28 protein-coding genes are annotated in these 24,745 nt (G+C 46.1%); 19 read left to right on the top strand and 9 right to left on the bottom strand.

The genetic code is table 11. From position 1 onward, the window contains the following. Positions 1 to 4: 4 nt before the first annotated feature. From FERRO_RS01195 to FERRO_RS01165, 7 genes are read left to right on the top strand one after another with little or no spacing between them, the layout of a single operon-like run. Complete coding sequence (locus FERRO_RS01195) at positions 5 to 1,069, top strand: formylglycine-generating enzyme family protein (RefSeq protein ID WP_056929054.1); 1,065 nt, start codon at positions 5 to 7, stop codon at positions 1,067 to 1,069. Between the two features lie 2 nt (positions 1,070 to 1,071). After that, positions 1,072 to 1,326 carry a hypothetical protein gene (locus FERRO_RS01190; RefSeq protein ID WP_056929053.1) on the top strand — a complete coding sequence of 85 codons (255 nt, stop codon included), beginning with the start codon at positions 1,072 to 1,074 and terminating at the stop codon, positions 1,324 to 1,326. A gap of 15 nt (positions 1,327 to 1,341) precedes the next feature. Next, the gene (locus tag FERRO_RS01185; protein ID WP_056929052.1) at positions 1,342 to 1,746 is read left to right on the top strand and encodes a hypothetical protein; all 405 of its coding nucleotides are present in this window, start codon (positions 1,342 to 1,344) and stop codon (positions 1,744 to 1,746) included. 9 nt (positions 1,747 to 1,755) lie between these two features. Next, positions 1,756 to 4,323: a spermidine synthase gene (locus tag FERRO_RS01180; RefSeq protein ID WP_056929051.1), complete on the top strand. Its 2,568-nt coding sequence runs from the start codon at positions 1,756 to 1,758 to the stop codon at positions 4,321 to 4,323. A 24-nt stretch (positions 4,324 to 4,347) separates the two neighbouring features. Continuing rightward, entirely contained in the window at positions 4,348 to 5,622 is a 1,275-nt protein-coding gene (locus FERRO_RS01175; RefSeq protein WP_056929050.1) for a 4Fe-4S binding protein, read from the top strand. Between the two features lie 14 nt (positions 5,623 to 5,636). After that, a complete protein-coding gene (locus tag FERRO_RS01170; protein WP_056929049.1) occupies positions 5,637 to 6,050 on the top strand; it encodes a hypothetical protein in 414 nt (137 codons plus the stop codon). Next, positions 6,034 to 6,453, top strand: a complete 420-nt coding sequence (locus tag FERRO_RS01165; protein ID WP_056929048.1) for a hypothetical protein — start codon at positions 6,034 to 6,036, stop codon at positions 6,451 to 6,453. The genes FERRO_RS01170 and FERRO_RS01165 overlap by 17 nt, the downstream gene beginning before the upstream one ends. On the opposite strand, the gene FERRO_RS01160 is transcribed toward FERRO_RS01165, so the two are convergent. Then, positions 6,398 to 6,964 (bottom strand): cbb3-type cytochrome c oxidase subunit I, encoded by a 567-nt coding sequence (locus FERRO_RS01160; protein ID WP_056929047.1) that lies wholly within the window; start codon positions 6,962 to 6,964, stop codon positions 6,398 to 6,400. The two genes, FERRO_RS01165 and FERRO_RS01160, sit on opposite strands and share 56 nt — an antisense overlap. Positions 6,965 to 7,031: 67 nt before the next feature. After that, complete coding sequence (locus FERRO_RS10490; RefSeq protein WP_275044298.1) at positions 7,032 to 7,160, bottom strand: hypothetical protein; 129 nt, start codon at positions 7,158 to 7,160, stop codon at positions 7,032 to 7,034. Positions 7,161 to 7,383: 223 nt separating this feature from the next. Here FERRO_RS10490 and FERRO_RS01155 point away from each other — a divergent pair, with 223 nt between their 5' ends. Then, a complete protein-coding gene (locus tag FERRO_RS01155) occupies positions 7,384 to 8,136 on the top strand; it encodes a formylglycine-generating enzyme family protein (RefSeq protein ID WP_056929046.1) in 753 nt (250 codons plus the stop codon). Next, positions 8,137 to 8,760 carry an SCO family protein gene (locus FERRO_RS01150; RefSeq protein WP_056929045.1) on the top strand — a complete coding sequence of 208 codons (624 nt, stop codon included), beginning with the start codon at positions 8,137 to 8,139 and terminating at the stop codon, positions 8,758 to 8,760. A 4-nt stretch (positions 8,761 to 8,764) separates the two neighbouring features. Here FERRO_RS01150 and FERRO_RS01145 read toward each other — a convergent pair whose 3' ends face one another. The 4 genes from FERRO_RS01145 to FERRO_RS01130 are packed head-to-tail and all read right to left on the bottom strand — an operon-like array spanning position 8,765 to position 11,290. After that, entirely contained in the window at positions 8,765 to 9,529 is a 765-nt protein-coding gene (locus FERRO_RS01145) for a BPSS1780 family membrane protein (protein ID WP_056929044.1), read from the bottom strand. Then, on the bottom strand, positions 9,517 to 10,458 hold the full coding sequence (locus tag FERRO_RS01140; RefSeq protein WP_056929043.1) for a homoserine kinase: 942 nt from the start codon (positions 10,456 to 10,458) through the stop codon (positions 9,517 to 9,519). Before FERRO_RS01140 ends, FERRO_RS01145 begins: the two co-directional genes overlap by 13 nt. Positions 10,459 to 10,469: 11 nt before the next feature. Then, complete coding sequence (locus FERRO_RS01135) at positions 10,470 to 10,826, bottom strand: DUF2782 domain-containing protein (RefSeq protein ID WP_056929042.1); 357 nt, start codon at positions 10,824 to 10,826, stop codon at positions 10,470 to 10,472. 8 nt (positions 10,827 to 10,834) lie between these two features. After that, a complete protein-coding gene (locus tag FERRO_RS01130) occupies positions 10,835 to 11,290 on the bottom strand; it encodes a (2Fe-2S)-binding protein (RefSeq protein WP_056929041.1) in 456 nt (151 codons plus the stop codon). A 41-nt stretch (positions 11,291 to 11,331) separates the two neighbouring features. Between FERRO_RS01130 and polA the strand changes: the two genes are divergently transcribed. The 5 genes from polA (at position 11,332) to purD (ending at position 18,235) form a co-directional block, all read left to right on the top strand. Further along, positions 11,332 to 14,058: a DNA polymerase I gene (polA, locus tag FERRO_RS01125; RefSeq protein ID WP_056929040.1), complete on the top strand. Its 2,727-nt coding sequence runs from the start codon at positions 11,332 to 11,334 to the stop codon at positions 14,056 to 14,058. Positions 14,059 to 14,121: 63 nt separating this feature from the next. Further along, a complete protein-coding gene (dusB, locus tag FERRO_RS01120; RefSeq protein WP_056929039.1) occupies positions 14,122 to 15,141 on the top strand; it encodes a tRNA dihydrouridine synthase DusB in 1,020 nt (339 codons plus the stop codon). Beyond that, on the top strand, positions 15,138 to 15,383 hold the full coding sequence (locus FERRO_RS01115) for a helix-turn-helix domain-containing protein (protein ID WP_056929038.1): 246 nt from the start codon (positions 15,138 to 15,140) through the stop codon (positions 15,381 to 15,383). Before dusB ends, FERRO_RS01115 begins: the two co-directional genes overlap by 4 nt. Before the next feature lie 12 nt (positions 15,384 to 15,395). Next, a complete protein-coding gene (purH, locus tag FERRO_RS01110) occupies positions 15,396 to 16,955 on the top strand; it encodes a bifunctional phosphoribosylaminoimidazolecarboxamide formyltransferase/IMP cyclohydrolase (RefSeq protein ID WP_056929037.1) in 1,560 nt (519 codons plus the stop codon). Positions 16,956 to 16,960: 5 nt separating this feature from the next. Then, the gene (gene purD / locus FERRO_RS01105) at positions 16,961 to 18,235 is read left to right on the top strand and encodes a phosphoribosylamine--glycine ligase (protein ID WP_056929036.1); all 1,275 of its coding nucleotides are present in this window, start codon (positions 16,961 to 16,963) and stop codon (positions 18,233 to 18,235) included. Here purD and FERRO_RS01100 read toward each other — a convergent pair. Beyond that, complete coding sequence (locus FERRO_RS01100) at positions 18,232 to 18,801, bottom strand: L-threonylcarbamoyladenylate synthase (protein WP_056929035.1); 570 nt, start codon at positions 18,799 to 18,801, stop codon at positions 18,232 to 18,234. The genes purD and FERRO_RS01100 overlap by 4 nt on opposite strands. A gap of 67 nt (positions 18,802 to 18,868) precedes the next feature. Between FERRO_RS01100 and hemF the strand changes: the two genes are divergently transcribed. Genes hemF through FERRO_RS01075 form a run of 5 tightly spaced genes read left to right on the top strand, consistent with a single transcriptional unit; the run spans position 18,869 to position 23,180 of the window. Beyond that, positions 18,869 to 19,765 carry an oxygen-dependent coproporphyrinogen oxidase gene (gene hemF / locus FERRO_RS01095; RefSeq protein ID WP_056929034.1) on the top strand — a complete coding sequence of 299 codons (897 nt, stop codon included), beginning with the start codon at positions 18,869 to 18,871 and terminating at the stop codon, positions 19,763 to 19,765. Positions 19,766 to 19,768: 3 nt separating this feature from the next. Then, positions 19,769 to 20,692 carry a branched-chain amino acid ABC transporter permease gene (locus tag FERRO_RS01090; RefSeq protein ID WP_056929033.1) on the top strand — a complete coding sequence of 308 codons (924 nt, stop codon included), beginning with the start codon at positions 19,769 to 19,771 and terminating at the stop codon, positions 20,690 to 20,692. Then, positions 20,689 to 21,720, top strand: a complete 1,032-nt coding sequence (locus FERRO_RS01085; protein ID WP_056929032.1) for a branched-chain amino acid ABC transporter permease — start codon at positions 20,689 to 20,691, stop codon at positions 21,718 to 21,720. The genes FERRO_RS01090 and FERRO_RS01085 overlap by 4 nt, the downstream gene beginning before the upstream one ends. Then, on the top strand, positions 21,713 to 22,489 hold the full coding sequence (locus tag FERRO_RS01080; RefSeq protein WP_056929031.1) for an ABC transporter ATP-binding protein: 777 nt from the start codon (positions 21,713 to 21,715) through the stop codon (positions 22,487 to 22,489). The genes FERRO_RS01085 and FERRO_RS01080 overlap by 8 nt, the downstream gene beginning before the upstream one ends. Beyond that, positions 22,479 to 23,180, top strand: coding sequence for an ABC transporter ATP-binding protein (locus FERRO_RS01075; protein WP_056929030.1), 702 nt, complete (start codon positions 22,479 to 22,481; stop codon positions 23,178 to 23,180). The genes FERRO_RS01080 and FERRO_RS01075 overlap by 11 nt, the downstream gene beginning before the upstream one ends. Before the next feature lie 4 nt (positions 23,181 to 23,184). Here FERRO_RS01075 and FERRO_RS01070 read toward each other — a convergent pair whose 3' ends face one another. Both FERRO_RS01070 and FERRO_RS01065 read right to left on the bottom strand, forming a co-directional pair. Then, on the bottom strand, positions 23,185 to 24,327 hold the full coding sequence (locus FERRO_RS01070; protein WP_056929029.1) for a branched-chain amino acid ABC transporter substrate-binding protein: 1,143 nt from the start codon (positions 24,325 to 24,327) through the stop codon (positions 23,185 to 23,187). A 31-nt stretch (positions 24,328 to 24,358) separates the two neighbouring features. Then, complete coding sequence (locus FERRO_RS01065; protein WP_056929028.1) at positions 24,359 to 24,679, bottom strand: c-type cytochrome; 321 nt, start codon at positions 24,677 to 24,679, stop codon at positions 24,359 to 24,361. Between the last annotated feature and the right edge of the window lie 66 nt (positions 24,680 to 24,745).

Here is a 24,745-nt window from a genome sequence, read left to right as displayed (position 1 = left end):
AAACATGGCTTATAAAAATAAAAAACAACTCTCTCCTCAAGAGAAAATAAAGAGAAAACGCTACCTCCACGCAACACTTATAACTTGTGTTATTGCTGTCATGATTGGTAGTACCTTACATGTTATTAAGCTGGGTTCTATTCGTATGGATGATATGAGAAACCTAGCCACCTATAATTTAAAAGAAGAACAAAAACGAATACGTGCCGCTGGAGAGGATATTACTATCCAAGAAAGACATGAGCATAGCAGCGTGTCTAGTACTAGTTATGATGCAGCAGCGATTGAGAGATTATTATCAAGAGAGCAATGGGCTGATGTGGAGACAATGGTGAAAATTCCCGCAGGGCCCTTTATCATGGGGACCAACCTTGAGCGAGCAGACATACAAGATAAACCTCAGCATACAGTGACGCTACCCACTTACTACTTAGATAAATATTTGGTTACCAATGCACAGTATGCAAAATTTATTTATAACACTCATCATAGGCCTCCTTTGAGCTGGAAAAACGGACGTATTCCCAATGGAGAAAAAATGCATCCAGTGACCATGGTAACCTGGTATGACGCAAAAGAATATTGTAAATGGGATGGTAAGCGACTACCCAGCGAAGCAGAGTTTGAGAAGGCCTCTCGTGGCACAGACGGACGACGTTGGCCCTGGGGTAACGTGATGGATCCTAAAAATGTTAATACCTACTATGATGTGGGTTCAGCAACCGACGTAGGGGCATTTCCCACAGGGGTTAGCCCCTATGGGGCAATGGATATGGCGGGTAATGTGGATGAATGGGTTGATAGTGATTTTCTACCCTATCAGGGATCCAATGCCCCTTCTGAAATTTTTAAAGGTAAAGTTGCAGTGCAAGATAACGCCCAAGATCAGGCATTAAAGATATCTGATCAAGTCAACGTCAAGACACACTATAAGGTTTTACGGGGCGGTTCTTGGAAAGGGGACCCTTTTTCCACTTCAAGTTTTCATAGAAACTTTGCTTTTGCTAACTATGCATCTGATTTTTATGGTTTTCGATGTGCCAGTGATTCACCGGCGAAGGGGCGTTGAACATGGCTCAATTTAATTATGTAATAGGAGTATTACTGACTATCATGTTAAGCGCCTGGTCTCAGTCCGCCCTGGCCTTAGATAGTTATCGCTACTTGCATGTGACCATTGAAACCCCCTGGAGTATATTTTTATTTCTGTTAATTGGTATATTTGCCCCATTTGTATTAATGGCCATATTAGTATGGCGCTATTCCACACGTTATAAATCCGATGAAGTGTCCGTTGAGTCAGAACAAGACTCAGGGCAGCAATAAAGAAGAAAATAGAACATGAAATCGATTCAACTGTTTATTATGTTAGTGTTAACGACCCTGTCTTTATCGGCTCTACTCCCAGCCTATGCTGAGAATAATACTTCGGCCACCTCATCGAAAGTCATCGCTCCATCTGAAAAGGACGTCAATGGCATTCAGGTGTTAGAGGCTTTTGATAAACAAAAAGAAGAAAAAGAAAAACAAGATCAAGATCAAGTGAGTACTCACAAAAAACAGGTCATCATGTTTTTAATTGGTATTCCTTTATTACTGTTGTTATTCACAACGGGTGCTCTAGGAATTGCGGTGGGAGTCTTTGATAAACCTTGGTTTGTGGCCCATATGATTTTTGCCGGCTTAACAATGACTCTTGCAATTGTTCATTTGATTGTGGGGTTAGTCTGGTTTTATCCTTTTTAAGGTGGTGATATGATCCGGCTGGTTAGCCTGTATGCTTGCTCCGGATTCCTGGCCTTAGTCTATGAGGTGCTTTGGATGCGCCTCTTATCCATTCAATTTGGCGTCAGCGCTTTTGCTGTGGTGGTGACCGTGGCGGCCTTCATGATGGGGTTAGGCCTTGGGGCATGGCGTTTTTCAACAGCATCATCTCCCGTCATGCGCTCCTCCTTCTACTTAGGATGGATTGAGTGTGGTTTGAGTATATTTGCTATTTTTTTACCTACCTTAGTACGACTAACTACCCCCTTTATTGACTCTGCCGCACTACGTTTTTCAGATAGTCTCTGGCATGTATTGATTTTCTTAGCAGCTTTAATCTTATTGAGTATTCCAGCCTATGCCATGGGCGCAGGGTTTTCCTTGGTACTCAGATATGTGGGTAACCAAGCCAAAGCTCTGCCGTGGATCTATGGCTTTAATACATTAGGTGGCGTATTGGGTGCTTTGTGGCCCTTATGGGCATTGCCGACTTTTGGATGGGTGGCAAGTTTACGGATTGCTGCTTTGTTTGGCTTGTTATTGGCTTTTGGTTTTTGGTTTGTATTGCCTAAAGGCTTGCATAAGAAGAAGACTAAGCCGCCTACTTCAGTTCGACCACCATTAAATACGCTAATCAAGTATGGTGCTCTAGGGGCCTTAAGCTTAGCGCTTGAGGTGGCTTGGACCAGATTGTTTGGCCTGATTATGTTGCGCACAGAGTACGTTTTAGCATTAGTCCTGGCAACATTTTTATTAGGAATTGCTATAGGCAGTGTATTAACAAGCCAGTTGGGACGGTTTAAGTGGTTAAATCTTTTACCTTGGCTGGTTGCCACAGGTATTGCTCTCTCATTAATCGAATGGATTCCAGTATCAGCCTATCTTGAATCTGCCCAGTTTTCTGGTTTTTACCAAGCCCTTCTTGTGCAGGGGTTATTGATGTTGGCCATGACCTTACCCGTAACGCTGAGTTTAGGGGCTTGGCTACCCTTACTGGCTAAACAGTATCACAACTCAGGGCAATGGCTTTATTCAGTGAATGCCTTAGGTGGGGCGGTGGGCGCTTTGATCACTGGGTTTGTGTTAATTCCGCTGTGGGGAACCACGCCTATATTAGGACTTATAGCCTTCTTGTTTATATTATTAGACTTTAAACAACACAATAAACTCTGGTGGGCGATCATTCCCGTCGCTGCAGGAGTTTTATTATGGATTTCCCAAATGCCCGCCACCAGTCGTTTGTTGCCCCAAGAACTGGGACACAGTAAAGATCTTTATCATTATGAAGATGCTATTGCGATGACTGAGGTGGTCGAGCAACCCAACGGCCAGCGTTATTTGTTAACTGATTTACAACGCCGTGATGCCTCCAGTGAGCCGACCGCTGTATTAACTCAGGAAAACCAAGTTTATTTTCCTCTGCTCTACCAGGGCAACCCCCATAGTTTACTCTTGCTCGGTTTGGGAACGGGTATTTCCGATGAGGGATCATTGCCTTTTAGCGATTTAACAAGAACCGCTGTTGAGTTATCCCGTGGTGCTATTATTGGGGCTAAGAGTTGGTTTTCTGCGCTCAATCAAGAGACATTAAAACAAACCAGTATTATTCAAGATGATGCGCGACATTTTTTGAGCGCTCATACAGGGCGCTACGATGTTATTGTGGGGGATTTGTTTCATCCTGATTTGGCGGGGGTTTCTTCATTACTGTCATTGCAACAATTCCAGCGTGTCCGCCAGCATTTAGATCATCAGGGGGTTTTCGTTCAATGGCTGGCACTCAATCAATTTGATCTTTCATCCTTTGAAGTGATTCTCACTACCTTTAAAAGAGTGTTTCCAGAAGGAGTGATGTTTATGGATGGGATGCACTTGGCTTTGGTGGGTAGTGCAGACAACACCCTAGACAGTCATGGCTTATTCACCTCCCTGCCAACCGGCTCCCTTAAAAAAGAGTTTCTTGGTGAATCTAAGCTCACTTGGTCAGGACGCTATATGGGAATCATTCCAGACTCTCCTGTGCCGGTACAGGATGAATGGGCGCCTGTGATTGAGTTTACTTTACCACGATTACACTATACTAACAGTAACGAACTCCCTAAAATATTGGCTTATCTCATGGCTAACCGCCCGCCCTTGGCGCAGGCTAAAAAAGAACTGTCGGTACCTGTGGTAGACAGTAAAAACTTCGAAGCCAGCTTTATTGCCACAGATTTTTTGGTACGCTCTTGGCTGGCCACTTTTAGCGGTCAGGATGGCGAAGCGGCACATTTGATCGAGCTCGCTTACCAAGCCAATCCACAGGATCGTTGGATACAATATGCGTTGAGTGATCAGCTCTTTGCCAACCAAAAAAATATCTTGTCTCACGGTCTCGATGAAAAAACTCTTTTACAACGTATTCTCTCTATTAATCCCTATCATGTGGAGGCTTGGCGCTCATTGTGGCATTTACAGCAGGTAGAGAAGGATCCCGATGCGGATCATTCTCTGGCAGAGCTTTTACAATTATCTCCTCTTGACCTTGAGGCAAACTCAGCGAAAAATAGAGGTTTATAGTGTTAATACAACGTACAAATCATCATGGCTAATCTAACCCTTGCTCCCAATCATTATCATTTGCGCCGACGCGCAGCTCAGGCTTTATCTGTGCTCGTGGTGATACTGGTTCCCGCCTTGGGGATTTTTAGGTTAGACCCCATTGCTGGGGCAATGGTGGTGATGGGCCGACAGATCTGGTTTTCCGATTTCTTTCTGGTGGCAGGCTTGTGGATTTTAATAGTGTGTATGTTAGTGATGCTTTACTCCATTGCGGGGACTGTTTTTTGTGGGTGGGTGTGTCCACAAAACATTATGGCGGAATGGGCTAACTTTATGACCCATAAGTTATTGGGAAAAAGAGCAGAAGTGAGTCTTGAGGGAGAGGCTCCGTTGGTGGCGCCCAATAAAAACAAAGTACTCAATTGGTCTTTATTAGGGCTATCTTTTCTGTTCGCCGCCATGTTTTTTGCACTGATTCCCCTGTTTTATTTCTACCCCCCCCAGGTGGTATGGGATTTTTTGGCTTGGCAGTCTAATCCTAAATTAGCCCGTTCTCTGCATTGGATATACGGGGTTGTGGTAATTATTATCTTTATTGATATTGCTATCATCAGGCATTTCTGGTGTCGTTTTGCCTGTGTGTATAGAGTTTGGCAGCATAGCTTTAAAACCCGTGAAACCTTGCATATTAAGTATGATGATTCTCGTGCCAGCGAGTGCTTAAAATGCAATTATTGTGTCACGGCTTGTTTTATTGATTTAGATCCTAAAAAAACAGATATCTATGACAGTTGCATCAATTGTGGTGAATGTATTGACGCCTGTAACACGCTGCATGCTAAAAAGAATGAACCTGGACTGCTTACCTTTGAAATGGGTGAGAGAAAAGAGAAAAAAGAATCGCGGATAAATTTTAAAAATGCAGCCATTGGTCTTGATACCCGAACACGTTGGGTGCTGGTGATTGCACTGATGGGTTGCTCATTCTTTATTTGGGGATTAATCAGTTGGCAGCCGTATCATTTAGCCGTCTATAAGGCTGAAGGGCTTAACAATGCTACCAGTCGAGATTATCAAATCTCTATTGCCAATAAACAATATCGTGACGGAGTGATTACCCTATCAGTGGAGGGCATGCGACCTGACCAGTATCACTTGGATGAAACGCAGGTGTTAGTTCCTGCCTCAGCAAGACACTCATTGATTTTAAGTTTGTCACCCAACATCACACATGGCATACACCGTGTGATTGTTGTGGCCAAATCGCCACAGGGATGGGAAGAACGTTTTCCAATCCAGTATTTTTCTGAGAAATAATGGAGGGGTAGGGGATGGAAGAGAACCAAGTCGATCAACCAAAGCTGGATAAAGTTACCTCACAATGGGGCAAATTATCTGATGATCATTTAGGTTATGCCTCCGATGAGGAAAGAAGGTCTAAACGAGGGCTTGAGGATTGGGAGTTGGTGGAAAAAATTCCTGAATCTCAACGTCCCGTCCCGTATTGGTTCTTTGCGGTGGTAGTGGTGGTCTTACTCGTGGGAGTCGGACTCGCCTTCCCCTTTTGGGGAACGCGTCCTGGTCATCAAAAGCATTGGTTAGATTGGGGGTTTGCAATAGCTTTAGCTTACATTGCTGTGGCAGGTTATTTTGTTTACTACATGGTGAAATGGCACGGTGACACGGCTCAAGGCGGCGTTAAAGAAAACAGTGAGCAAGGGAGTCAGGATGCTCAAAACAAATAAGGAGAGCGTTCAGGTGGATAAATTTAAGCTGTCTTGGTTATTGTTAGGAGCCCTCACCTTGTCAGCATGCTCTAGTTCTGACTCAAATGGCGATCCTGCTCCTCAACAGTGGCAAGGAGTCAGTATGCAGGTGGATACTCGTCCCAACCCTCCTGAGCAGGGTATGAATGAGATTGTGGTAACCGCTAACGATATTAAAAGAAATATTCCTGCCTGGGATTTGATTATCTCCATTCGTACTGCAAAACAAGACGATTGGGTTCAGATGATTGAGGATGGTCGGATGGGAGTATATCGCCGAGCGGTGAGAATCGAACCCGGCGAAAGATCAGTATTACAGATTCAGGTTAAGCACGAAAATGCAGTGGGCGAACTACGTTTTCCTTTGAAGTTGACTCAATAGCTTTAGGGGACTTAACCAAAGTTAATACAATATTCAAGAAGTAAAAAAGAAAACCAATGGCCATACAAGTCCCAGATAAGGCCATCAGTGGACTGTAATAATGTTGATGAACTTGTCTTAACATCTCACGATCGTGAAGCATTAGATAACCTTCCCAGGTACCAAAGACCATGAGAATGGTGTAAAAACTGTAGACACCCATTACGGTAAACCAAAACGTATAAGAAACCAGCTTCTTGGAGTACAGTTTCTTACCGGAGAATTGTGGTAACAGATAGAAGGTTGCCCCCATGGCTAGCATAACTACTCCGCCCACCAAATTCATGTGCGCATGGGCCAGAGGATCAATCATATGACCGGGCCCGCCATAGGGACTACCTATGGAATCAAGCCAAGCCCTAATGGGGGGCATCACTTGTAACATACCATGAATGGTCCCTACCAAAAAAGAAAGGGCAGACACCACTAAAAATTTAACTAAAGGTTGTGTTTCACTTTTATTGATAATCATTTTTATTATTGTCTTTTAAGTATAAAAAAACCTGGTTAGTATTTATTTAACCAGGTTTCTTCAAAAATTATCTTTCATTTTGGCGAATTTGTTTGACTCGATCAATCCCTATACCACCCAGACTGAAGGAGACAATAATACCCCCAATAAATAAAATAACTGGGACAATCATTACCCAAGTATCTAGAACTACCATATCACCCCCTTTGTTAATTAATAATCATTGTTTTACTCATGATTTTAGTCTATCAAAAGCGCATTTGCTTAGCAAATAATTAATGCATTCAAACTGTAATGTAATATTACACCTATAGGTCATGGCTGAAAGTTAGTTGAGTTCGGTGATTGAGAATAAAGGCTGACTCAGTTACACTTAATTCATAACAATACCCTGCTCTAGGGATAAATCGGGAGTGACCATGAAGATATTGACTATCTCATTTAATGTAGGCATGTTGATGTTGTTATCCTTGGTATCAAATGCAGCGGAGATGACGAAGGATTGTTCAAACTGTCCTGATTTGGTGCAAATTCCTGCAGGAAGTTATCAAAGCCGAGGCGATAGCCCTCATCGTGTGACTTTTTCTAAATCTTTTTTAATGAGTGCCACGCTCATTACCCAAGGCCAATGGCGTGCTGTAATGGGGCACAATCCTAGCGTCTTTACTGGCTGCGGTGACGCTTGTCCAGTAGAAAATATCAGTTGGGAAGAGGCTCAGGTATTTATTTTAAGGCTAAATGCCAAAACCGGTAAACACTATAGCTTGCCCTCGGAGACACAGTGGGAATATGCCTGTATTGGACGAACTAGCCAAAATTATTGTGGCAGTAGCAATGTCTCCAGTATTGCCTGGTTCAAGGAAAACAGTGATAACACCACTCATGCGGTTGCTACAAAACGTCCTAATGATTGGGGTTTGTTTGACATGAATGGTAATGTTTGGGAGTGGCTTGAGGATTGTTATCATGAATCCTTGAAAGGGGCTCCTAACAATGGCAGTGCCTGGGAAGATACAATGGTTCCCGAGCAGTCTCAATCTTGTCCCTCAAGAGTATTAAGAGGGGGGGCGTGGAATAATACCGCCGATGAGCTTGAGGTGGGACGACGCAGTGCGGACGATCCCCATACGCGTTCAAATAATATTGGATTTAGGGTGGTGAGGTTAAATTAAATGAAAGTATTCGTTGCGGTGATTGCAGGTTTGTCTGTATTGGTATTGATGGTAGCAATTTATTGGGTCAGTACTATACCAGCCCCCTCGGAAATGAAAGTCAGTAAATTGGTGGTGGCTATCGATGATGGCCCAGAGATCGATAACTTTAAATTACAATCCACTTCCCATGAGGGAGTGTTAGATAACTCGAGCCTCGAGGGGCATTGGACTTATCTCGTTTTTGGTTATACCCATTGTCCTGATGTGTGCCCCACCACCTTAAACACCTTGGCAAAAGTAACGCAAAAACTGGGTACTGAAAAATCTCCGCTAGTGGTCTTTGTCTCGGTGGATTGGCCACGTGATAACGTGACGATATTAAAACAGTACGTCACCTCCTTTGATAAAAGTTTTATTGGTGCCACCGGCAGTGATGAGGCCCTTAAGCCTCTGGTGAAAAGCTTATCAGCTTACTACCAACGCAATAATCAACATGACACTATTAAAGATGGGTATACCGTTGACCATACCAGTTCAGTGTTTTTAATCAATACCAAAGGACAAGTTCGGGCAGCCTTGACTATGCCTGGCACGGTGGATCAGATTGTCAGTGACACCAATCAACTGATGTCTCACCATTAGAGAGTTAAGGGGTGGAGGGCGACTCTTGTTTGAAGACGTCGCTGTAACTGACATACACACTGGCCACAATAGTCGGAATCACAAACAAGCTTAGTAAAAAACCTAATAATGGCACAGTTAGTACAGTGAATCCGATGGCTGCCAAGATGGCCGCCATCGTGATGAGATACACAATAATAGGTAGTATATTGATCACGCAAGCTTTGCCGGAAACCGTAATGGCCTCTAGCAAAGATACCGGGGAGAAAATAAGTAGAGCCGGTGCATACCAACCTAATACTAATAGTACCAATTGAACCAAACTAAGCGTAATAAACATGGGCGTTAATTCGCTGATGATCACTTGTAATTCTTCAGCGTTGGTGGTGTTATCAAAGATCATGTTCTGAAAACTGGTCATGTGTTGTCCACCCCACAGGAGAGTAATCACTGATAACACCACTTCCCAAAATACATTGACTCCTCCCAAACCGACGAGCCGTGGGTTTTTGACGGTAAATCCAGTAAACAGATGATGCACTTTCAGAGAGCGTCCTGCTGAGATGTGACGACAACCCACCATCAACCCGGCAAAGAAAATAGGTAGCGTTAAGGAAAATAAAACAGGTCCAAATCCCCAAAAGATAGAGCACAGTAACGCGAAAAAGAACCATATGCTCATCACACTGAGCCAACCTACGGGGCTATGAAATACCAACGTAAAACCCTCGCTAATCCAATGGATCCCGCGCAGAGGGGGAACGGCAACAGGATTCGTTAAAGTGGACATAATGCGGGATTTCCTTGATAGTTTTCTATCATCTGATAAAACCAATTGGGGTCATGGGCGTGGATCATCGCGCCTTGTCTGGGTAAATACTTATCAAATAACCGTGATAACCAAAAACGCATGGCGGCTGACTTTAACATAAAGGGGAGTTCCACCATTTCTGGCTGAGTGAGCGCTCTGACTTGATGGTAAGCCTGCAGCAGTGTGTGGTAGCGTTGTCTATTCAGGGTTGCGTCGGTATTCATACACCAATCATTAATTACAACGCATAAATCAAATAATAATACCTCATGCCCGGCAAAGTAAAAGTCAATGAGGCCACTAATTGACCCATGGTCAAAGAGAACATTGTCACGAAATAAGTCGGCGTGAATCGTTCCCTTGGGCAGCTCGCTCCAGGACCGTGATAATAACTGCTCCATCTGAGAGGTTAAACAGTGTTTTTCTGCTTCATTTAGAAACGGCATCACTTGCGGAGCGGTTAATTGCCACCAGCTGCGCCCTCTAGGGTTAAGGTGAATCATCGGGTAGTGTTGCCCTACGAGATGTAGCTGCGCAAGCAGTGCTCCCATTTTGGCGCATTCCGCCTCCTTGGGCGAGAGAATGGATTGACCTGTGAGACGAGACACTAACGTGGCAGGTTTATTATATAAACGCCCTTGGAGTTGTCCCTCACGGTTCATTTGGGGGGTGGGGCAAGGCAGATGATGCAAGCTGACATAAGCCATGAAGTGCAAATAGTATTCCACTTCCGCTGGCGCTAATTTCTCAAAAATAGTTAAGACATATTGTCCCCGTGTGGTGGTGACAAAGTAGTTCGTATTTTCAATACCCGAGGTGATCCCTTCAAAATGAAGTAGCTCTCCCACCTGGTAATCTACTAACCAGGCAGAGAGGGTATCTTGGGAAACAGTAGTAAAGACAGCCATGAATCGTTATATTAGAATTTTAAAATGACCCATTGTGGAACAATGGTTTGATCAACAGGACCGTCATAACGGTGCCACACCCCTTTTCCTTCCTCATCAATTAAGTAATAAGGCTTGCCGACTTTAGGGGTGACTTTAATTTTATATAGTTTACCGTGATAGCGAGTCTCTTCAAAGGTGGCGTCGCTTTTTTGCACAATGGTAACCTGTGGTTCGTCAGCAGGTTCGTTATTATCTTTGTTGACACCGTATTCTGGCGGTGGGGGAGCGCTTTTAAAGTTGTTGTCTTCAGCATAACTGCAAGGGAGCGTGACGCCAATTACCATGAGTGACATGAAGCTTGTTAAGATGCGTGAGCGAAAAGTCATGATGCGGATTAGCCTTTTTTAGCGGCCAATTCAATGGCGGCGCGGATACGGTTGTAAGTGCCACAGCGGCACAAATTGCCGGTCATGGCCTGATCAATATCACTGCTACTGGGATGAGGGTTTTTCTTTAGCAAGCTCGCTGCGTTCATGATTTGTCCAGATTGACAATAACCGCATTGCGACACGTTGAGCTCTTGCCAAGCGAGTTGCAGGGGGTGATCCCCCTCTACCGACAACCCTTCAATGGTGGTGACCTCTTTACCAGCGGCATCGGACAAGGGGGTAATACAGGATCGGGTAGCCTCACCGTTAACATGTACCGTGCACGCCCCACATAACCCTGCTCCGCAAGAGAATTTAGTACCTGTTAGACCCACCACATCTCTTATCACCCATAACAGTGGCGTGTTAGGATCTGTATCCAGCTGAAATAACTTACCATTTAATTTCAGTTCTGTTGTCATAACTTTGCGATAATTCCTTTATTTAATTAATTGAGGTGGTCATGCCAATCAATTCTAAACCCTTATTGGTGCTTGTGGACGGTTCTTCCTATCTGTATAGAGCATATCACGCTCTACCCGCCCTCAGTAGCCATAGCGGGTTCCCAACCGGTGCCATGGTGGGAGTACTCAATATGTTAAGGCGTCTAGAGCATGATTATAAGCCGGATTATCTGGCTTGCATATTTGATGCAAAGGGCCCCACTTTTAGACATGAGTTATACCCTGACTATAAATCTCATCGACCACCTATGCCAGAGGATCTGGTTCAACAAATTCAACCGTTGCATGAAATCATACAGGCTTTAGGTTGGCCCTTATTAGTTGAAGCGGGGGTGGAAGCGGATGATGTGATTGGGACCTTAGCGAAAACAGCGGTAGCCCAAGGCGCTGAAGTATTGGTTTCTACGGGGGACAAGGATATGGTGCAGCTCATTCAGCCTCATGTGCAGCTCATTAATACCATGACCAACGAGAGACTCGATGAGGAGTCTGCCTGCAACAAGTATGGTATTCATCCGCGACAGTTCGTCGATTATTTAACCCTCATTGGGGACAGTGCCGATAATGTCCCTGGGGTACACAAGGTGGGTCCTAAAACAGCGCAAAAATGGATCGCAGAGTTTGATTCTTTGGAGCATATCATGGCCCATGCCGATAACATTAAAGGAGCCTTGGGTGAGCGGTTAAAAGAAGCGCTCACCTGGTTACCCCAAGCTCGTGAGCTGTTAACCATACGTTGCGATGTTAAGCTCCCTGTAGCACTCAATGACCTCATTAAGGGGGAGCGGCAAGAGGCGAGTTTGGTGCAGCTGGCAAAAAAATATGATCTTCGTCAATTGATTCGTGAAGACGACATCAGTGTGCCGAGTCCGCCACCAGCCCGTCAACCGCCGCCTGAAGAGCACAAAAGTGTGGTGGCACAAAAACAGTATGACACGCTTCTCACTTGGCCTGCATTTGACCTATGGTTTGACAAAATTAAAGGAGCTCAATTAACCGCGTTAGATACCGAAACAACTAGCCTGGACCCCTTTGCTGCACGTCTTGTGGGGCTGTCTTTTTCGATAAGTCCCCACGAGGCGGCCTATTTGCCGTTGCAACACTGTGGCCCTGATCAGGTTGATCAACTGCCGATAAAGGAAGTATTAGAAAAACTCAAGCCTTGGCTTGAAAGTGATGAGCATAAAAAAGTCGGACAACATTTAAAGTATGATACTCATGTGCTCGCTAATCATGGGATTCATTTAAGAGGCGTCGCCCATGACACGTTGCTAGAGTCCTATGTTCTCGAATCCCATCTCCCCCACAATCTAGACAGCCTTGCCAAGCGACACTTAGGTGAAAACACAACGTCCTATGAGAGCATTACGGGTAAAGGGGCGAGAGCGATTGGTTTTGAGCAAGTGGCCATTACTGATGCCAGTCATTATGCGGCTGAGGACGCTGACATTACGCTGCGTATTCATCAGCGATTATCCTCAGCGTTAACCGCCCAGACAAAACTCAATGATATTTATCAACATATTGAGCTTCCTATGCAAAATATTCTATGGCGAATGGAGCGCGAAGGGGTTCTCATTGATGCGACTTTATTACAGCAACAAAGTGATCGACTGGGTCAACAGTTAATGGAAATTGAAGCAGACGTTCACCAATTGGCAGGGCAGCCCTTTAACTTAAACTCACCAAAGCAAATACAAGAGATATTGTTTCAACAATTGCACTTGCCCATACTAAAAAAAACCCCTAAGGGAGAAGCGTCCACGGATGAGAGTGTGTTGCAAGAGCTTGCACTGGATTATCCCATTGCCAAACAATTGTTGTTTCATCGCAGTCTGTCTAAGTTGAAGTCCACTTACACGGATAAGTTACCCCGTATGATTAATCCTGAGACCCACAGAGTACATACCCACTATGCTCAGGCCGTGGCCGTTACCGGGCGTCTGAGTAGCAGTGATCCAAACTTACAAAACATTCCCATCCGCACCGTGGAGGGGCGTCGTATTCGTGAAGCATTTATTGCTGGACCTAACAAGTTATTGGTGTCAGCGGATTATTCACAAATTGAACTGCGTATCATGGCTCATCTCTCAGAGGACGAGGGCTTAGTCAATGCCTTTACCCAAGGCTTGGACGTGCACAGTGCCACCGCTGCAGAAATTTTTGGTGTGCCCGCAAAGGAGGTGAGCGATGAGCAACGACGAGCTGCTAAAGCCATTAATTTTGGTTTGATTTATGGCATGTCAGCCTATGGTCTCGCTAAACAAATTAATTGTGAGCGAGGAGCAGCGCAAGCTTACATGGATCGTTACTTTCAGCGCTACCCAGGTGTCTTACGGTACATGAATGAGACCCGTGCTAAGGCTAAACAACAGGGCTTTGTGGAGACGGTATTAGGACGGCGTTTATGGTTACCTGATATCAGTCTGAGTAATGCTATGCGTCGTCAGGGGGCAGAGCGTGCTGCCATTAATGCTCCCATGCAAGGCACTGCAGCAGACCTGATCAAGCTCGCCATGATCGCGGTGGATCAGGCGTTGCATGATCAACGATTAACTACTAAATTGATTATGCAAGTTCATGATGAATTGATTTTAGAGGTTCCTCATCATGAACAAGAAGTGATTAAAGAGCTTTTGCCTCGCTCTATGGAGAACGTGATGACGCTCAATGTCCCCTTAAAGGTGGAGATGGGATGGGGAAATAATTGGGATGCGGCCCACTGAAATATTAATTTTGTATGTTCGAGGTATAATGGTAAATTATCCAATGAACATCATGATCCTTTTATGCGCATAGGCCCTTACCAGTTAACAACCAATCTGATTGTAGCCCCCATGGCTGGGGTTACGGATCGGCCTTTCCGCATGCTGTGTAAGAGTATGGGAGCAGGGCTTGCGGTCTCAGAAATGGTGTCTTCCAATTCGCTGTTATGGGGCTCTGAGAAAACACTGCGCCGCGCAAATCATGAGGGAGAAGTGGAACCCAAAGCCATACAAATTGCCGGGGCTGATCCTAAAATGATGGCCGAAGCCGCCCGCTACAATGTGGATCAAGGAGCTCAGATCATTGATATCAACATGGGTTGCCCGGCTAAAAAAATCTGTAATGTTATGGCAGGTTCTGCTCTATTACAAAACGAACCCTTAGTCAAAGCGATTGTTGAAGCGGTAGTGGCGGCAGTGAAGGTGCCAGTTACCTTGAAAATTAGAACTGGTTGGGACAAGTCCCATCGCAACGCGATAGCTGTTGCCAAAATAGCGGAACAAGCGGGTATACAGTCCCTTGCCATTCATGGCAGAACGAGAGCCTGTGGTTACACTGGGGAAGCTGAGTACGAGACCATTGCCGCGGTGAAGGATGCTATTGGTATCCCGGTGGTGGCTAATGGAGACATTACTTCTCCTGAAAAAGCCAAATATGTGTTAGAACAGACTCAGGCAGATGCATTGATGATAGGGCGTGCGGCACAGGGCAGACCCTGGATTTTTAGAGAAATTGATCATTACTTAAAAACTGGATCTAAATTGCCTCCTCCTTCGGTGATTGAAATCAAAACAGTATTACTCGCCCATTTGGTTGATCTGTATCAATTTTATGGTGATGAGGCGGGGGTGAGAGTGGCCCGTAAACACATTAGCTGGTATACCAAGGGATTAGTGGGCTCGGCACAATTTAGGCATCACATGAATCAATTAACGGAACTGGACATGCAACAGCAAGCGGTCATGGACTTTTTTGATCAATATTCTGAGCAAAGTGAACGTCTACGATATACAGAAGAAGACTCTGAGGGCATAGCGGCATGAGTGAACAGGAATCGGAATTGGCGCAATGTGTACGTCGTTTGGCCACTGAGTTTTTTATCCGTTTAGAGGGTGAGAAATGCACGGGAGTCCATGAATTATTGATTAATACTGTGGAAAAGCCTTTGTTGGAAGTGGTATTACGTCACACTCAAGGCAACCAGACTTTGGCAGCACAGGTGCTTGGTATTAATCGCAATACCTTAAGAAAAAAAATTCAACAATATGGTTTGGCGCAGGAATAATTGGGAAAACGTATGGCTATTCAACGAGCATTAATCAGTGTATCAAACAAGCAGGGTGCAGTGGAATTGGCCCGTGCACTCCATCAGCGACACATCGAAATTCTCTCCACAGGAGGCACCGCGCGCTTATTAAGAGATGCGGGCATTGCGGTGATTGAAGTCTCCAATTTTACAGGCTTTCCTGAAATGCTTGATGGGCGCGTTAAAACGCTCCATCCTAAAATCCATGGTGGTATTCTTGCCCGTCGAGATGTGAGTACCCATCGCGATGCCATGGCCTTACATGGCATTCAAGCCATCGATTTGGTGGTGGTTAATTTATATCCTTTCAAAGAAACCGTTGCCAATCCAGAATGTACCTTAGATGAAGCGATTGAAAATATTGATATTGGTGGCCCGGCCATGGTGCGCTCTGCCGCAAAAAATCATGCTCATGTGGCGGTGGTTACCGATCCCCTCGATTATGCTTTAGTGCTAGAGGAAATGACAGCTCATCATAATGAGCTGTCACAGGCCACTCGTTTTCGTTTGGCGGTCAAGGCCTTCTCCCATACGGCAGAGTATGACGGTATGATTGCTAATTATTTATCCTGTGTTGAGGAAGGGGACGATAGTCAGGGTTATCCTCAGCGTCTTCATTTAACGTTTACTCGTCAACAAAGTTTGCGTTATGGAGAAAACCCTCATCAAAGCGCTGCGTTTTACCAGGATCCTCATGCCCCTGCCGGGCAGCTCAGTGAGTACACTCAATGGCAAGGTAAAGAATTATCCTACAATAATATTGCCGACAGTGATGCAGCGTGGGACTGTGTGCGAACACTCGATCAACTGGCCTGTGTTATCGTAAAACATGCTAATCCCTGTGGTGTCGCCACTGCTGACAACCCTCATGATGCTTACCGGCGTGCCTATGCCACGGACTCGACCTCTGCCTTTGGCGGCATTATTGCTTTTAATTGTAAAGTGGATGAAGCCACTGCCATAGCCTTACAGCAACAATTTGTGGAAGTGGTGTTAGCTCCCGAGTATGACAAAAAAGCCTTAGAGATATTTAAACAAAAGGCCAATATTCGTGTGCTTCAAGTCCCTCTCACGCAGTCCTTTAACGGCTGGGATATGAAACGTGTGGGAGGCGGTTTATTAATTCAAACCCCCGATCACCTCAGCCTTGATGAAACTCAATTAAAGGTGGTCACTAAGATACAGCCTACCCCCGCACAGATGGAGGATTTAAAGTTTGCTTTTCATGTGGCCAAATACGTTAAGTCCAATGCCATAGTTTTTTGTCGTGAAGGCATGACGCTTGGGGTTGGGGCAGGACAAATGAGTCGGGTGGACAGCACGCGCATTGCCACCAGAAAAGCTGAAGACGCAGGACTTACCTTGGCGCACTCTGTGGTGGCTTCCGATGCATTTTTTCCATTTAGAGATGGCATTGATGTGATCGCCAGTTCTGGCGTCGCGGCGATTATTCAGCCAGGGGGTAGCATCAAGGATCAGGAAGTCATTGCGGCGGCGGATGAGCATGGCATCGCCATGGTCTTCACAGGTTTAAGACATTTTAGGCATTAATTCCCATGAAAATCTTAGTTATTGGTTCAGGAGGGCGAGAGCATGCCCTGGCTTGGCGTTTGGTGCAGTCAGAAAAGGTATCTCGGGTCTATGTGGCACCAGGCAACGCTGGGACGGCACAGGAGGAGGGGTTGTATAATGTTAATCTTCATAGCGTCTCGGAATGGTTACGTTTTGCCCAAGAGGAACCCATTGATTTAACCGTGGTGGGCCCTGAGGCACCCTTGTCTGAGGGGGTGGTAGACGCTTTTCGGGCAGCAGGATTGGCTATCTTTGGCCCCACTCAGCTGGCCAGTCAACTGGAAGCCTCAAAGGATTTTGCTAAAGCTTTCATGCTCCGCCACCATATTCCCACGGCTGCCTATGCTACTTTTTCGGAGGCCACCTTAGCCCATCAATACATTGAAGAGCGGGGCGCTCCCATTGTGATAAAGGCCGATGGCTTAGCTGCTGGCAAAGGGGTGGTAGTGGCCATGACCCTCGCCGAGGCTCACGAGGCAGTAGAGCATATGTTCGCAGGAAGTTTAGGGGCGGCAGGACACCGGGTGGTGATTGAAGAGTTTTTACAGGGAGAAGAAGCCAGCTTCATCGTTCTCTCTGACGGCGAGAATGTGTGTCCTTTAGCCACCAGTCAAGATCATAAACGGTTACAAGATGGCGATGAGGGCCCTAATACTGGTGGCATGGGGGCTTATTCGCCAGCACCGGTAGTGACGCCCGATATTCATGCTAAGGCCATGCGTCAAGTGATTATGCCGGCCATTCGTGGTATGAAAGCTGAGGGCCGGACTTATACAGGTTTTCTATACGCAGGATTAATGATTAGCCCGGCGGGAGAGATAAAAACCCTTGAGTTTAACTGTCGTATGGGGGACCCCGAGACTCAGCCTATTATGATGCGATTAAAGTCAGACTTGGTGGAAGTTCTTGAGTTGGCAGTAAAAGGTCGTCTTGATCAAGTACAGTTAGAGTGGGATCGACGTAGTGCCGTAGGGGTGGTGATGGCGGCACATAATTACCCTAACACTCCCCGTGTGGGGGACGTGATCACTGATCAGGGAGAGACTACCTTGGATACCCATGTGTTTCATGGGGGGACTGGGGTTAACGATCAGGGGCAATGGGTAACGCGAGGCGGACGAGTGCTGTGTGTGACAGCCTTAGGGGATACCTTACGTCTTGCTGCCTCAAAAGCCTACCAACGACTTGAACGCCTTGAATTTGCCGGGCAGCAATATCGACGGGATATTGGCTGGCGGGCGCTAAAAAGCGCTTCTTAAGGGCGAATAATTCTGTCGTTGCCCAAATCAATGATGGTTGATGGCTGAGTATGGCGCGCAACTCTTCCCCGGATCACTCTCACTTGTTTACCAAGTTGACGATAGCATTCCCGGCTGTCACGAATGGGTCTGCGACCCGATAAATTAGCGCTGGTTGAGGTAATCGGCATATTAATGGTGGATAACAGGGCTACTGTGTCAGGGTGGGCGTCCACTCGAAGAGCAATCTTTTTGTTTTTATAGCGACCTCGAACTAAGGGTAGAGCACGCCGTGAGGCGGCAGCAAGAAACGTGACGGGACCTGGCCAGCTTTGGTTAACCCTGTGTTGCTCTGCTAAACTCAAGGGCTGATGGAGTGTTTTAAATTGTTCTGCATCATGGGCTATCACAATAAGCCCCTTATGACTGGGTCTTTTTTTGATGTGTAGAATTTTTTTCAAGCCCCGTTGGCTGTAGGGTGAACAACCCAGTCCAAATACGGCCCGTGTGGCATAGGCAATGACACCGCCTTGTGCCAAATAGTGTCTGAGTGCCCGTCCAGAGAGGGAGAGTTTGGTCTGTTTCATGGTTATTTTATTCTATCTGAAAATGTTACACTTCACTGTTTATTGAGATTTTACGGATAAAGCGATTATGGATGTTAATGAAATTAAAACTTATTTAATGTCTTTGCAAGCCAACATTGTTAAACGTTGCGAAGAGTTAGACGGTCAATCCTTTCGTTTTGATAGTTGGCAACGTCCCCAGGGGGGTGGCGGGGTCAGCGCCTTAATTGAGGAAGGTCATTTATTTGAACGAGGAGGCGTGAACTTCTCCCATGTCATGGGGCCAGGCCTCCCTCCCTCCGCAACACAGCACCGTCCTGAGTTAGCTGGGCGCAGATTTGAAGCCTTGGGCGTATCCTTGGTCTTGCATCCCAGAAACCCCTATGTGCCAACGGTACATATGAACATTCGCTGCTTTATTGCTTTTGATGAACAGAAGGATCCTGTGTGGTGGTTTGGTGGTGGCATGGATTTAACCCCTTACTATGGGTTTACCGAGGATGCCGTGCATTTTCATGACACTTGCCGCCAAGCACTGAATCCTTTTGGTCAGCAATGGTATCCGCAGTTTAAAAAATGGTGTGATGAATACTTTTATTTAAAACATCGCAGTGAACCCCGGGGCGTGGGGGGGATATTTTTCGATGATTTTAATGAGTTAGGTTGGGATCAGTCACGGGCTCTGTGGGCCAGCGTGGGCGATCATTTTTTGCAGGCCTACGCCCCCATTGTTGACAAAAGAAAAGACCTTTCCTTTGGTGAGCGAGAGAGAGATTTTCAGGCTTACCGACGCGGGCGTTACGTGGAGTTTAATTTAGTCTATGACCGCGGGACCTTATTCGGTCTCCAATCAGGGGGCAGAACAGAATCGATTCTCATGTCTATGCCTCCTATTGTGCGCTGGCGTTACGACTGGCAACCCGAAGCGGGTACTGCTGAGGCCACTCTTTTAACGGATTTTATTAATGGACGTGATTGGATTTAGGCCGTGATGATCTTTTGGCAACAAGTGATTAATGGTTTAACGTTGGGGAGTATTTACGCTCTGGTGGCGCTGGGTTACACCATGGTCTACGGTATTATGGAATTGATTAACTTTGCCCATGGTGACGTGGTCATGATAGGAGCCTTAATTGCCCTGTCCACAACACAATGGTTGATGACTCAAGGCTTCCCGCTCACGAGCGCTTTAATAGTGGCCTTTGGACTCTCTGTATTCATTTGCATGATACTGGGTTATCTGATCGAGAAAGTGGCCTACCGTCCCCTGCGTTCAGCGCCTAAATTAGCGCCTCTGATTACCGCCATTGGTTTGTCTTTATTATTGCAACAATTGGCGTCATTAATTTGGGGGAAAGGCTATCTCCCCTTCCCAGGAAATATAGGGGAGCTCACGTTGGCATGGCATGGCCTCGTTGTGTCAACGCTGCAATTAAGTATTTTTGTTTTATCCTTATTATTCATGTTGTTACTTTGGCAATTGATTCATCATACTAAGCTCGGTCGTGCCATGCGCGCTACAGCGCAAAGCGTGCCCTTTGCTCAGTTGATGGGGGTTAATACAGATCGGGTTATTTCACAAACTTTTATTCTGGGTTCGGCCCTCGCCGCAGTGGCTGGGGTGATGGACGTGATCTATTACTCGGTGGGTAACTACACCATGGGTTTTTTATTGGGACTAAAAGCATTTACTGCTGCCGTATTAGGGGGAATTGGTAATTTAAAAGGCGCGATGCTGGGGGGGGTGTTACTTGGTGTCGTGGAAGCCTTAGGAGCAGGCTATATCGGTGATTTAACCCATGGTCTATTTGGCAGTAACTACAAAGATGTGTTTGCTTTTTTTGTGCTGATTTTAGTGCTGATCTTTAAACCTAATGGGCTGTTAGGTGGCAAGACTCAGGAGAAAGTATGAGGAATAAATATTACCTATTATTGCTACTCGCCCTCATGTTACCTTGGCTAACTGAGGTCTTAGTGGGACAGAGCTGGGTTAGGATTTTAGATTTTGCTTTACTCTACTTAATGCTGTCCTTAGGTTTAAATGTGGTGGTGGGATACGCAGGGTTATTAGACCTGGGCTATATCGCTTTTTTTGCTGTGGGGGCTTATTGTTATGCATTGCTATCCTCACCACAGTTTGGGTTGCATTGGCCACTGTTAGTCGTCTTACCCCTTGGTGCCTTGTCAGCCGGGGTGTTTGGGGTGCTGTTAGGGGCCCCCACCTTGCGCCTCAAGGGGGATTATTTGGCCATTGTGACCTTAGGCTTTGGTGAGATTATTCGGATATTTTTAAACAATCTCTCCGCGCCAGTGAATATTACTAACGGCCCTCAAGGGATCAGTGACATTGACCCACTACAGGTGGGAAGCTTTGTTTTTAACCATGACTTCTCGGTGATGTCACTGCATTTTCCTGCCGTGATCAATATTTATTATTTGTTCTTATTGGCGGTAATGATTGCCATTGTATTTTCTTATCGCCTTGAAAAATCCAGAATCGGTCGGGCTTGGATGGCCATCAGAGAGGATGAGCTGGCTGCCTCATGTGTGGGTATTCACACTAAACGCTATAAGCTATTGGCCTTTGGTTTGGGCGCCACGGTGGGCGGATTATCGGGGGGGTTATTCGCGGGCTTTCAGGAGTTTGTCAGCCCTGAAAGCTTTACTTTAATGGAATCGGTGATGATTTTATGTATGGTCGTGTTAGGGGGGATGGGACACATTCCGGGAGTGATTGTAGGCTCCTTGTTGTTGAGTGTGCTGCCTGAATTACTTCGGGCCAGTGTCGGGTGGCAGAGAAGCTTACTGGGTGCAGTATGGGTTGATCCGGCTAACTTAAGATTGATTATGTTTGCCCTAGCCTTAGTTGTGATGATGCTCATACGTCCTGAGGGACTTATTCCTTCAAGACTGAGAGCCAAGGAGCTCCATCATGAGTAATCTCTTGGAAGTGAGACACATCACCAAGGGTTTTGGCGGGCTTTTAGCATTAAAAGACGTCAATATGGCTATCCCCAAGGGGAGTATTGTTGGTTTGATTGGACCCAATGGTGCGGGTAAAACCACCCTGTTTAATATTATTACCGGTCTCTACCGTCCTGATCAGGGCGATATTCTGCTCGCTAATCGGCCTTTACCCGTGGGGCAAGCCCACGAGGTGGCGCGTTGTGGAATTGCCAGAACTTTTCAGAATATCCGTTTGTTTGGTAATTTGACTGTGTTAGAGAATATTCTAGTAGGGCGACATTTACGCTCCCAGGCCTCGGTGTGGGGAGCCATTTTCAATACCCGTCAAACACGTCATGAGGAACGGGCCATGCGCGAGAGCGCCCACTGTTTTCTTGATTATGTGGGCTTGAGTGAGCGCGCTTGGGATTACGCCAAAACCTTATCCTACGGTGATCAACGGCGTTTAGAAATTGCTCGTGCTCTGGCTACAGAACCTACTTTGTTAGCTCTTGATGAGCCTGCGGCAGGGATGAACCTGAGAGAGAGGCAAGAGTTAGCGACACTGATTCAACGAGTGAAAGAACAAGGTATCACGGTATTGGTCATTGAGCATGATGTGAAATGGATCATGTCGTTGTGTCAGCACATTTCTGTGCTGAACTTTGGGGAAGTGATCGCCGAGGGGGACCCCTACACCATACAACACCATCCTAAAGTCATTGAGGCGTATCTTGGGCGAGGGCAACATCATGCTGCTTGAAGTGACCGCCCTATCCGTGAGTTACGACGGGATACAGGCAGTGCGACAGATTGACTTTCATGTGTTGCAGGGTGAACGAGTCACGATTATTGGCGCCAATGGAGCGGGTAAAAGCACTACCTTGAAAGCCCTAGCAGGGTTGGTTCCTGTGAGTCATGGCACCATCAATTTTAATGGCCAAGTCATCAACACCTTGCCAGCCTATGAGCGGGTGACACGGGGAATAGGGTTGGTACCAGAGGGTAGGGGTATTTTTCAACGCTTAACCATCGAAGAAAATTTGTGGATGGGGGCCTATACGCGTCCCGCTAAAGAGCTTAAGCCTAAGTTGGCTCAAGTGTATGATATTTTTCCGCGGCTCTATGAAAGACGTTCACAAAATGCGGGAACCCTCTCTGGAGGGGAACAACAGATGTTGGCCATTGGTCGTGCGCTATTAGCTGAACCGCAATTGTTGATGCTAGATGAACCCAGTATGGGGTTGGCGCCACAGATGGTGGATCACCTTTTTGATATTATTGGGAGAGTAGGGAGCGCCGGCGTCAGTTTACTGTTGATTGAACAAAACGCCGAGCTTGCACTAAACCTTTGTGACCGAGCTTACGTGATGGATACCGGAGAGATTATCCTCTCCGACAGTGCACGCAATTGCCTAACCCATCCTCTCGTACAACAAGCCTATTTAGGTTAAGTAATCAGTTTTCTACAGGTGTTTTTTTACCCTGTAGCCACTCGTAGACAGTCACTTTAGCATCCTTAAGATCGCCCTTCTCGTCAAAGGAAATATTTGCTGTTACCCCATTATAATGAAGGGTAGAAAGGGCTTTAATATATTCACCAGGATCGGTGGATTGCGCTTGTTGCATGGCTGCAATCATGACTCCAACGGCATCATAGGCATAGGGAGCATAATCTTGGATAGGACCGAATTTAGTCTTAAAGCGGGATGAAAAATCGGGGCCTTTTGGCATCTTATCAAGGGGGATGCCTGGCAAGCTACAGAAGCTGGCGTTGGCGGCATCGCCCGCTAATTGGGCAAACTCGGTGGAGCATCCCCCATCGCCTGTTAAAAATACGGCTTTATCCCGCAAAGCCCGCAGTTGTTTAACCATGGGACCACTTTGCGCGTCCATGCCACCATAGAAAATCACATCTGCTGATTTTCCTTTAATGCGTGTCAGGATGGCACTAAAGTCTGTACTGTGGTCATCGGTATGCTCGCGTGCCACCACTTCTACCCCTGTTAAGTTTTTAGCATATTCGTCAGCTAATCCCTGGCCATAGGAGGTGGCGTCATCGATGATCGCCACGCGTTTGGCTTTTAGATGTTGACTGGTGAATTGAGCTAACACTCGGCCCTGCTGAATATCATTAGCCATCACTCTGAAAGCGGTTTTAAAGCCCTGTTGGGTGTATTTAGGATTGGTGGCCGATGGGGAAATTTGTACAATTCCTGCGTTTGAATAGATGCGAGATGCGGGAATGGTGGTGCCAGAGTTTAAGTGCCCCACTACCCCATTAACCTTTTGGTCGGCAAATTTTTGTGCCACGATGGTGCCAGTTTTCGGGTCAGCGGCATCATCCTCGCTTTGTAAGGAAAAATGTACTTTTTTGCCCTGAATGACAATGTGCTCTTGGTTGGCGTCATCGATAGCGAGTTGCGCACCGTTCGCATTGTCTTGACCCAAGTGTGATTGTGGTCCGGTAAGGGGCGCTGCTGAACCAATCACCACCTCAATAGAATCACTGGTGGCAGGAGGGCTACTTTTTTGACAACCTGATAAAACAGTGACAGCAGTTAAAAAAATGGATAGCTTGACGATGTGTTTAACGACCATGAAATTAACCGCTCCTTTATTTATTGGCTATTTATTTTCGACTAAGAACCCATTTGAGTATGGTGTGCAGATCGGCATCGGATACTTTGGTTTGAGCTGGCATAGCCATAGCACCCCATACACCGCCACCGCCATGTCTGACTTTCTGGAAAAGCTTGTCTTCAATTCCGGCAACACCTTGATATTTTTTAGCCACATCCTTGTAAGCGGGCCCCAAGATTTTATGATCAACCGCGTGACAGGACAGGCAGCCATTTTGTGCGGCAAGTGTTTCACCTTTCTCAGCGGCATAGGTTGACAAGGTTGCTAAGGTAATAGTACATGCAACGGATAAGGACAAGAGTGATTTCATGGTATTCTCCCAAATTAATAACAGGCAGTTAAATTTTCTCATTGCCAGCGTTCTTCGTGATGTATT

The organism is Ferrovum sp. JA12 (assembly GCF_001431705.1).
GTDB lineage: Bacteria > Pseudomonadota > Gammaproteobacteria > Burkholderiales > Ferrovaceae > PN-J185.
Note: the sequence above shows the minus strand (reverse complement) of the source record. Positions and strands in the feature narration are given on the sequence as shown.

Bases quoted from the DNA above. Each gene is read 5' to 3' on its own strand.
- FERRO_RS01070 (WP_056929029.1), bottom strand. From the start codon at position 24,327: ATGGTCGTTAAACACATCGTCAAGCTATCCATTTTTTTAACTGCTGTC.
- FERRO_RS01190 (WP_056929053.1), top strand. From the start codon at position 1,072: ATGGCTCAATTTAATTATGTAATAGGAGTATTACTGACTATCATGTTA.
- FERRO_RS01165 (WP_056929048.1), top strand. From the start codon at position 6,034: ATGCTCAAAACAAATAAGGAGAGCGTTCAGGTGGATAAATTTAAGCTG.
- FERRO_RS01175 (WP_056929050.1), top strand. From the start codon at position 4,348: ATGGCTAATCTAACCCTTGCTCCCAATCATTATCATTTGCGCCGACGC.
- FERRO_RS01085 (WP_056929032.1), top strand. From the start codon at position 20,689: ATGAGGAATAAATATTACCTATTATTGCTACTCGCCCTCATGTTACCT.
- FERRO_RS01170 (WP_056929049.1), top strand. From the start codon at position 5,637: ATGGAAGAGAACCAAGTCGATCAACCAAAGCTGGATAAAGTTACCTCA.
- FERRO_RS01150 (WP_056929045.1), top strand. From the start codon at position 8,137: ATGAAAGTATTCGTTGCGGTGATTGCAGGTTTGTCTGTATTGGTATTG.
- FERRO_RS01075 (WP_056929030.1), top strand. From the start codon at position 22,479: ATGCTGCTTGAAGTGACCGCCCTATCCGTGAGTTACGACGGGATACAG.
- FERRO_RS01185 (WP_056929052.1), top strand. From the start codon at position 1,342: ATGAAATCGATTCAACTGTTTATTATGTTAGTGTTAACGACCCTGTCT.
- purD (WP_056929036.1), top strand. From the start codon at position 16,961: ATGAAAATCTTAGTTATTGGTTCAGGAGGGCGAGAGCATGCCCTGGCT.
- FERRO_RS01130 (WP_056929041.1), bottom strand. From the start codon at position 11,290: ATGACAACAGAACTGAAATTAAATGGTAAGTTATTTCAGCTGGATACA.
- FERRO_RS01180 (WP_056929051.1), top strand. From the start codon at position 1,756: ATGATCCGGCTGGTTAGCCTGTATGCTTGCTCCGGATTCCTGGCCTTA.
- FERRO_RS01195 (WP_056929054.1), top strand. From the start codon at position 5: ATGGCTTATAAAAATAAAAAACAACTCTCTCCTCAAGAGAAAATAAAG.
- FERRO_RS01135 (WP_056929042.1), bottom strand. From the start codon at position 10,826: ATGACTTTTCGCTCACGCATCTTAACAAGCTTCATGTCACTCATGGTA.
- FERRO_RS01115 (WP_056929038.1), top strand. From the start codon at position 15,138: ATGAGTGAACAGGAATCGGAATTGGCGCAATGTGTACGTCGTTTGGCC.
- FERRO_RS01160 (WP_056929047.1), bottom strand. From the start codon at position 6,964: ATGATTATCAATAAAAGTGAAACACAACCTTTAGTTAAATTTTTAGTG.
- FERRO_RS01065 (WP_056929028.1), bottom strand. From the start codon at position 24,679: ATGAAATCACTCTTGTCCTTATCCGTTGCATGTACTATTACCTTAGCA.
- FERRO_RS01100 (WP_056929035.1), bottom strand. From the start codon at position 18,801: ATGAAACAGACCAAACTCTCCCTCTCTGGACGGGCACTCAGACACTAT.
- FERRO_RS01080 (WP_056929031.1), top strand. From the start codon at position 21,713: ATGAGTAATCTCTTGGAAGTGAGACACATCACCAAGGGTTTTGGCGGG.
- FERRO_RS01145 (WP_056929044.1), bottom strand. From the start codon at position 9,529: ATGTCCACTTTAACGAATCCTGTTGCCGTTCCCCCTCTGCGCGGGATC.
- FERRO_RS01155 (WP_056929046.1), top strand. From the start codon at position 7,384: ATGAAGATATTGACTATCTCATTTAATGTAGGCATGTTGATGTTGTTA.
- polA (WP_056929040.1), top strand. From the start codon at position 11,332: ATGCCAATCAATTCTAAACCCTTATTGGTGCTTGTGGACGGTTCTTCC.
- dusB (WP_056929039.1), top strand. From the start codon at position 14,122: ATGCGCATAGGCCCTTACCAGTTAACAACCAATCTGATTGTAGCCCCC.
- purH (WP_056929037.1), top strand. From the start codon at position 15,396: ATGGCTATTCAACGAGCATTAATCAGTGTATCAAACAAGCAGGGTGCA.
- hemF (WP_056929034.1), top strand. From the start codon at position 18,869: ATGGATGTTAATGAAATTAAAACTTATTTAATGTCTTTGCAAGCCAAC.
- FERRO_RS01140 (WP_056929043.1), bottom strand. From the start codon at position 10,458: ATGGCTGTCTTTACTACTGTTTCCCAAGATACCCTCTCTGCCTGGTTA.
- FERRO_RS10490 (WP_275044298.1), bottom strand. From the start codon at position 7,160: ATGGTAGTTCTAGATACTTGGGTAATGATTGTCCCAGTTATTTTATTT.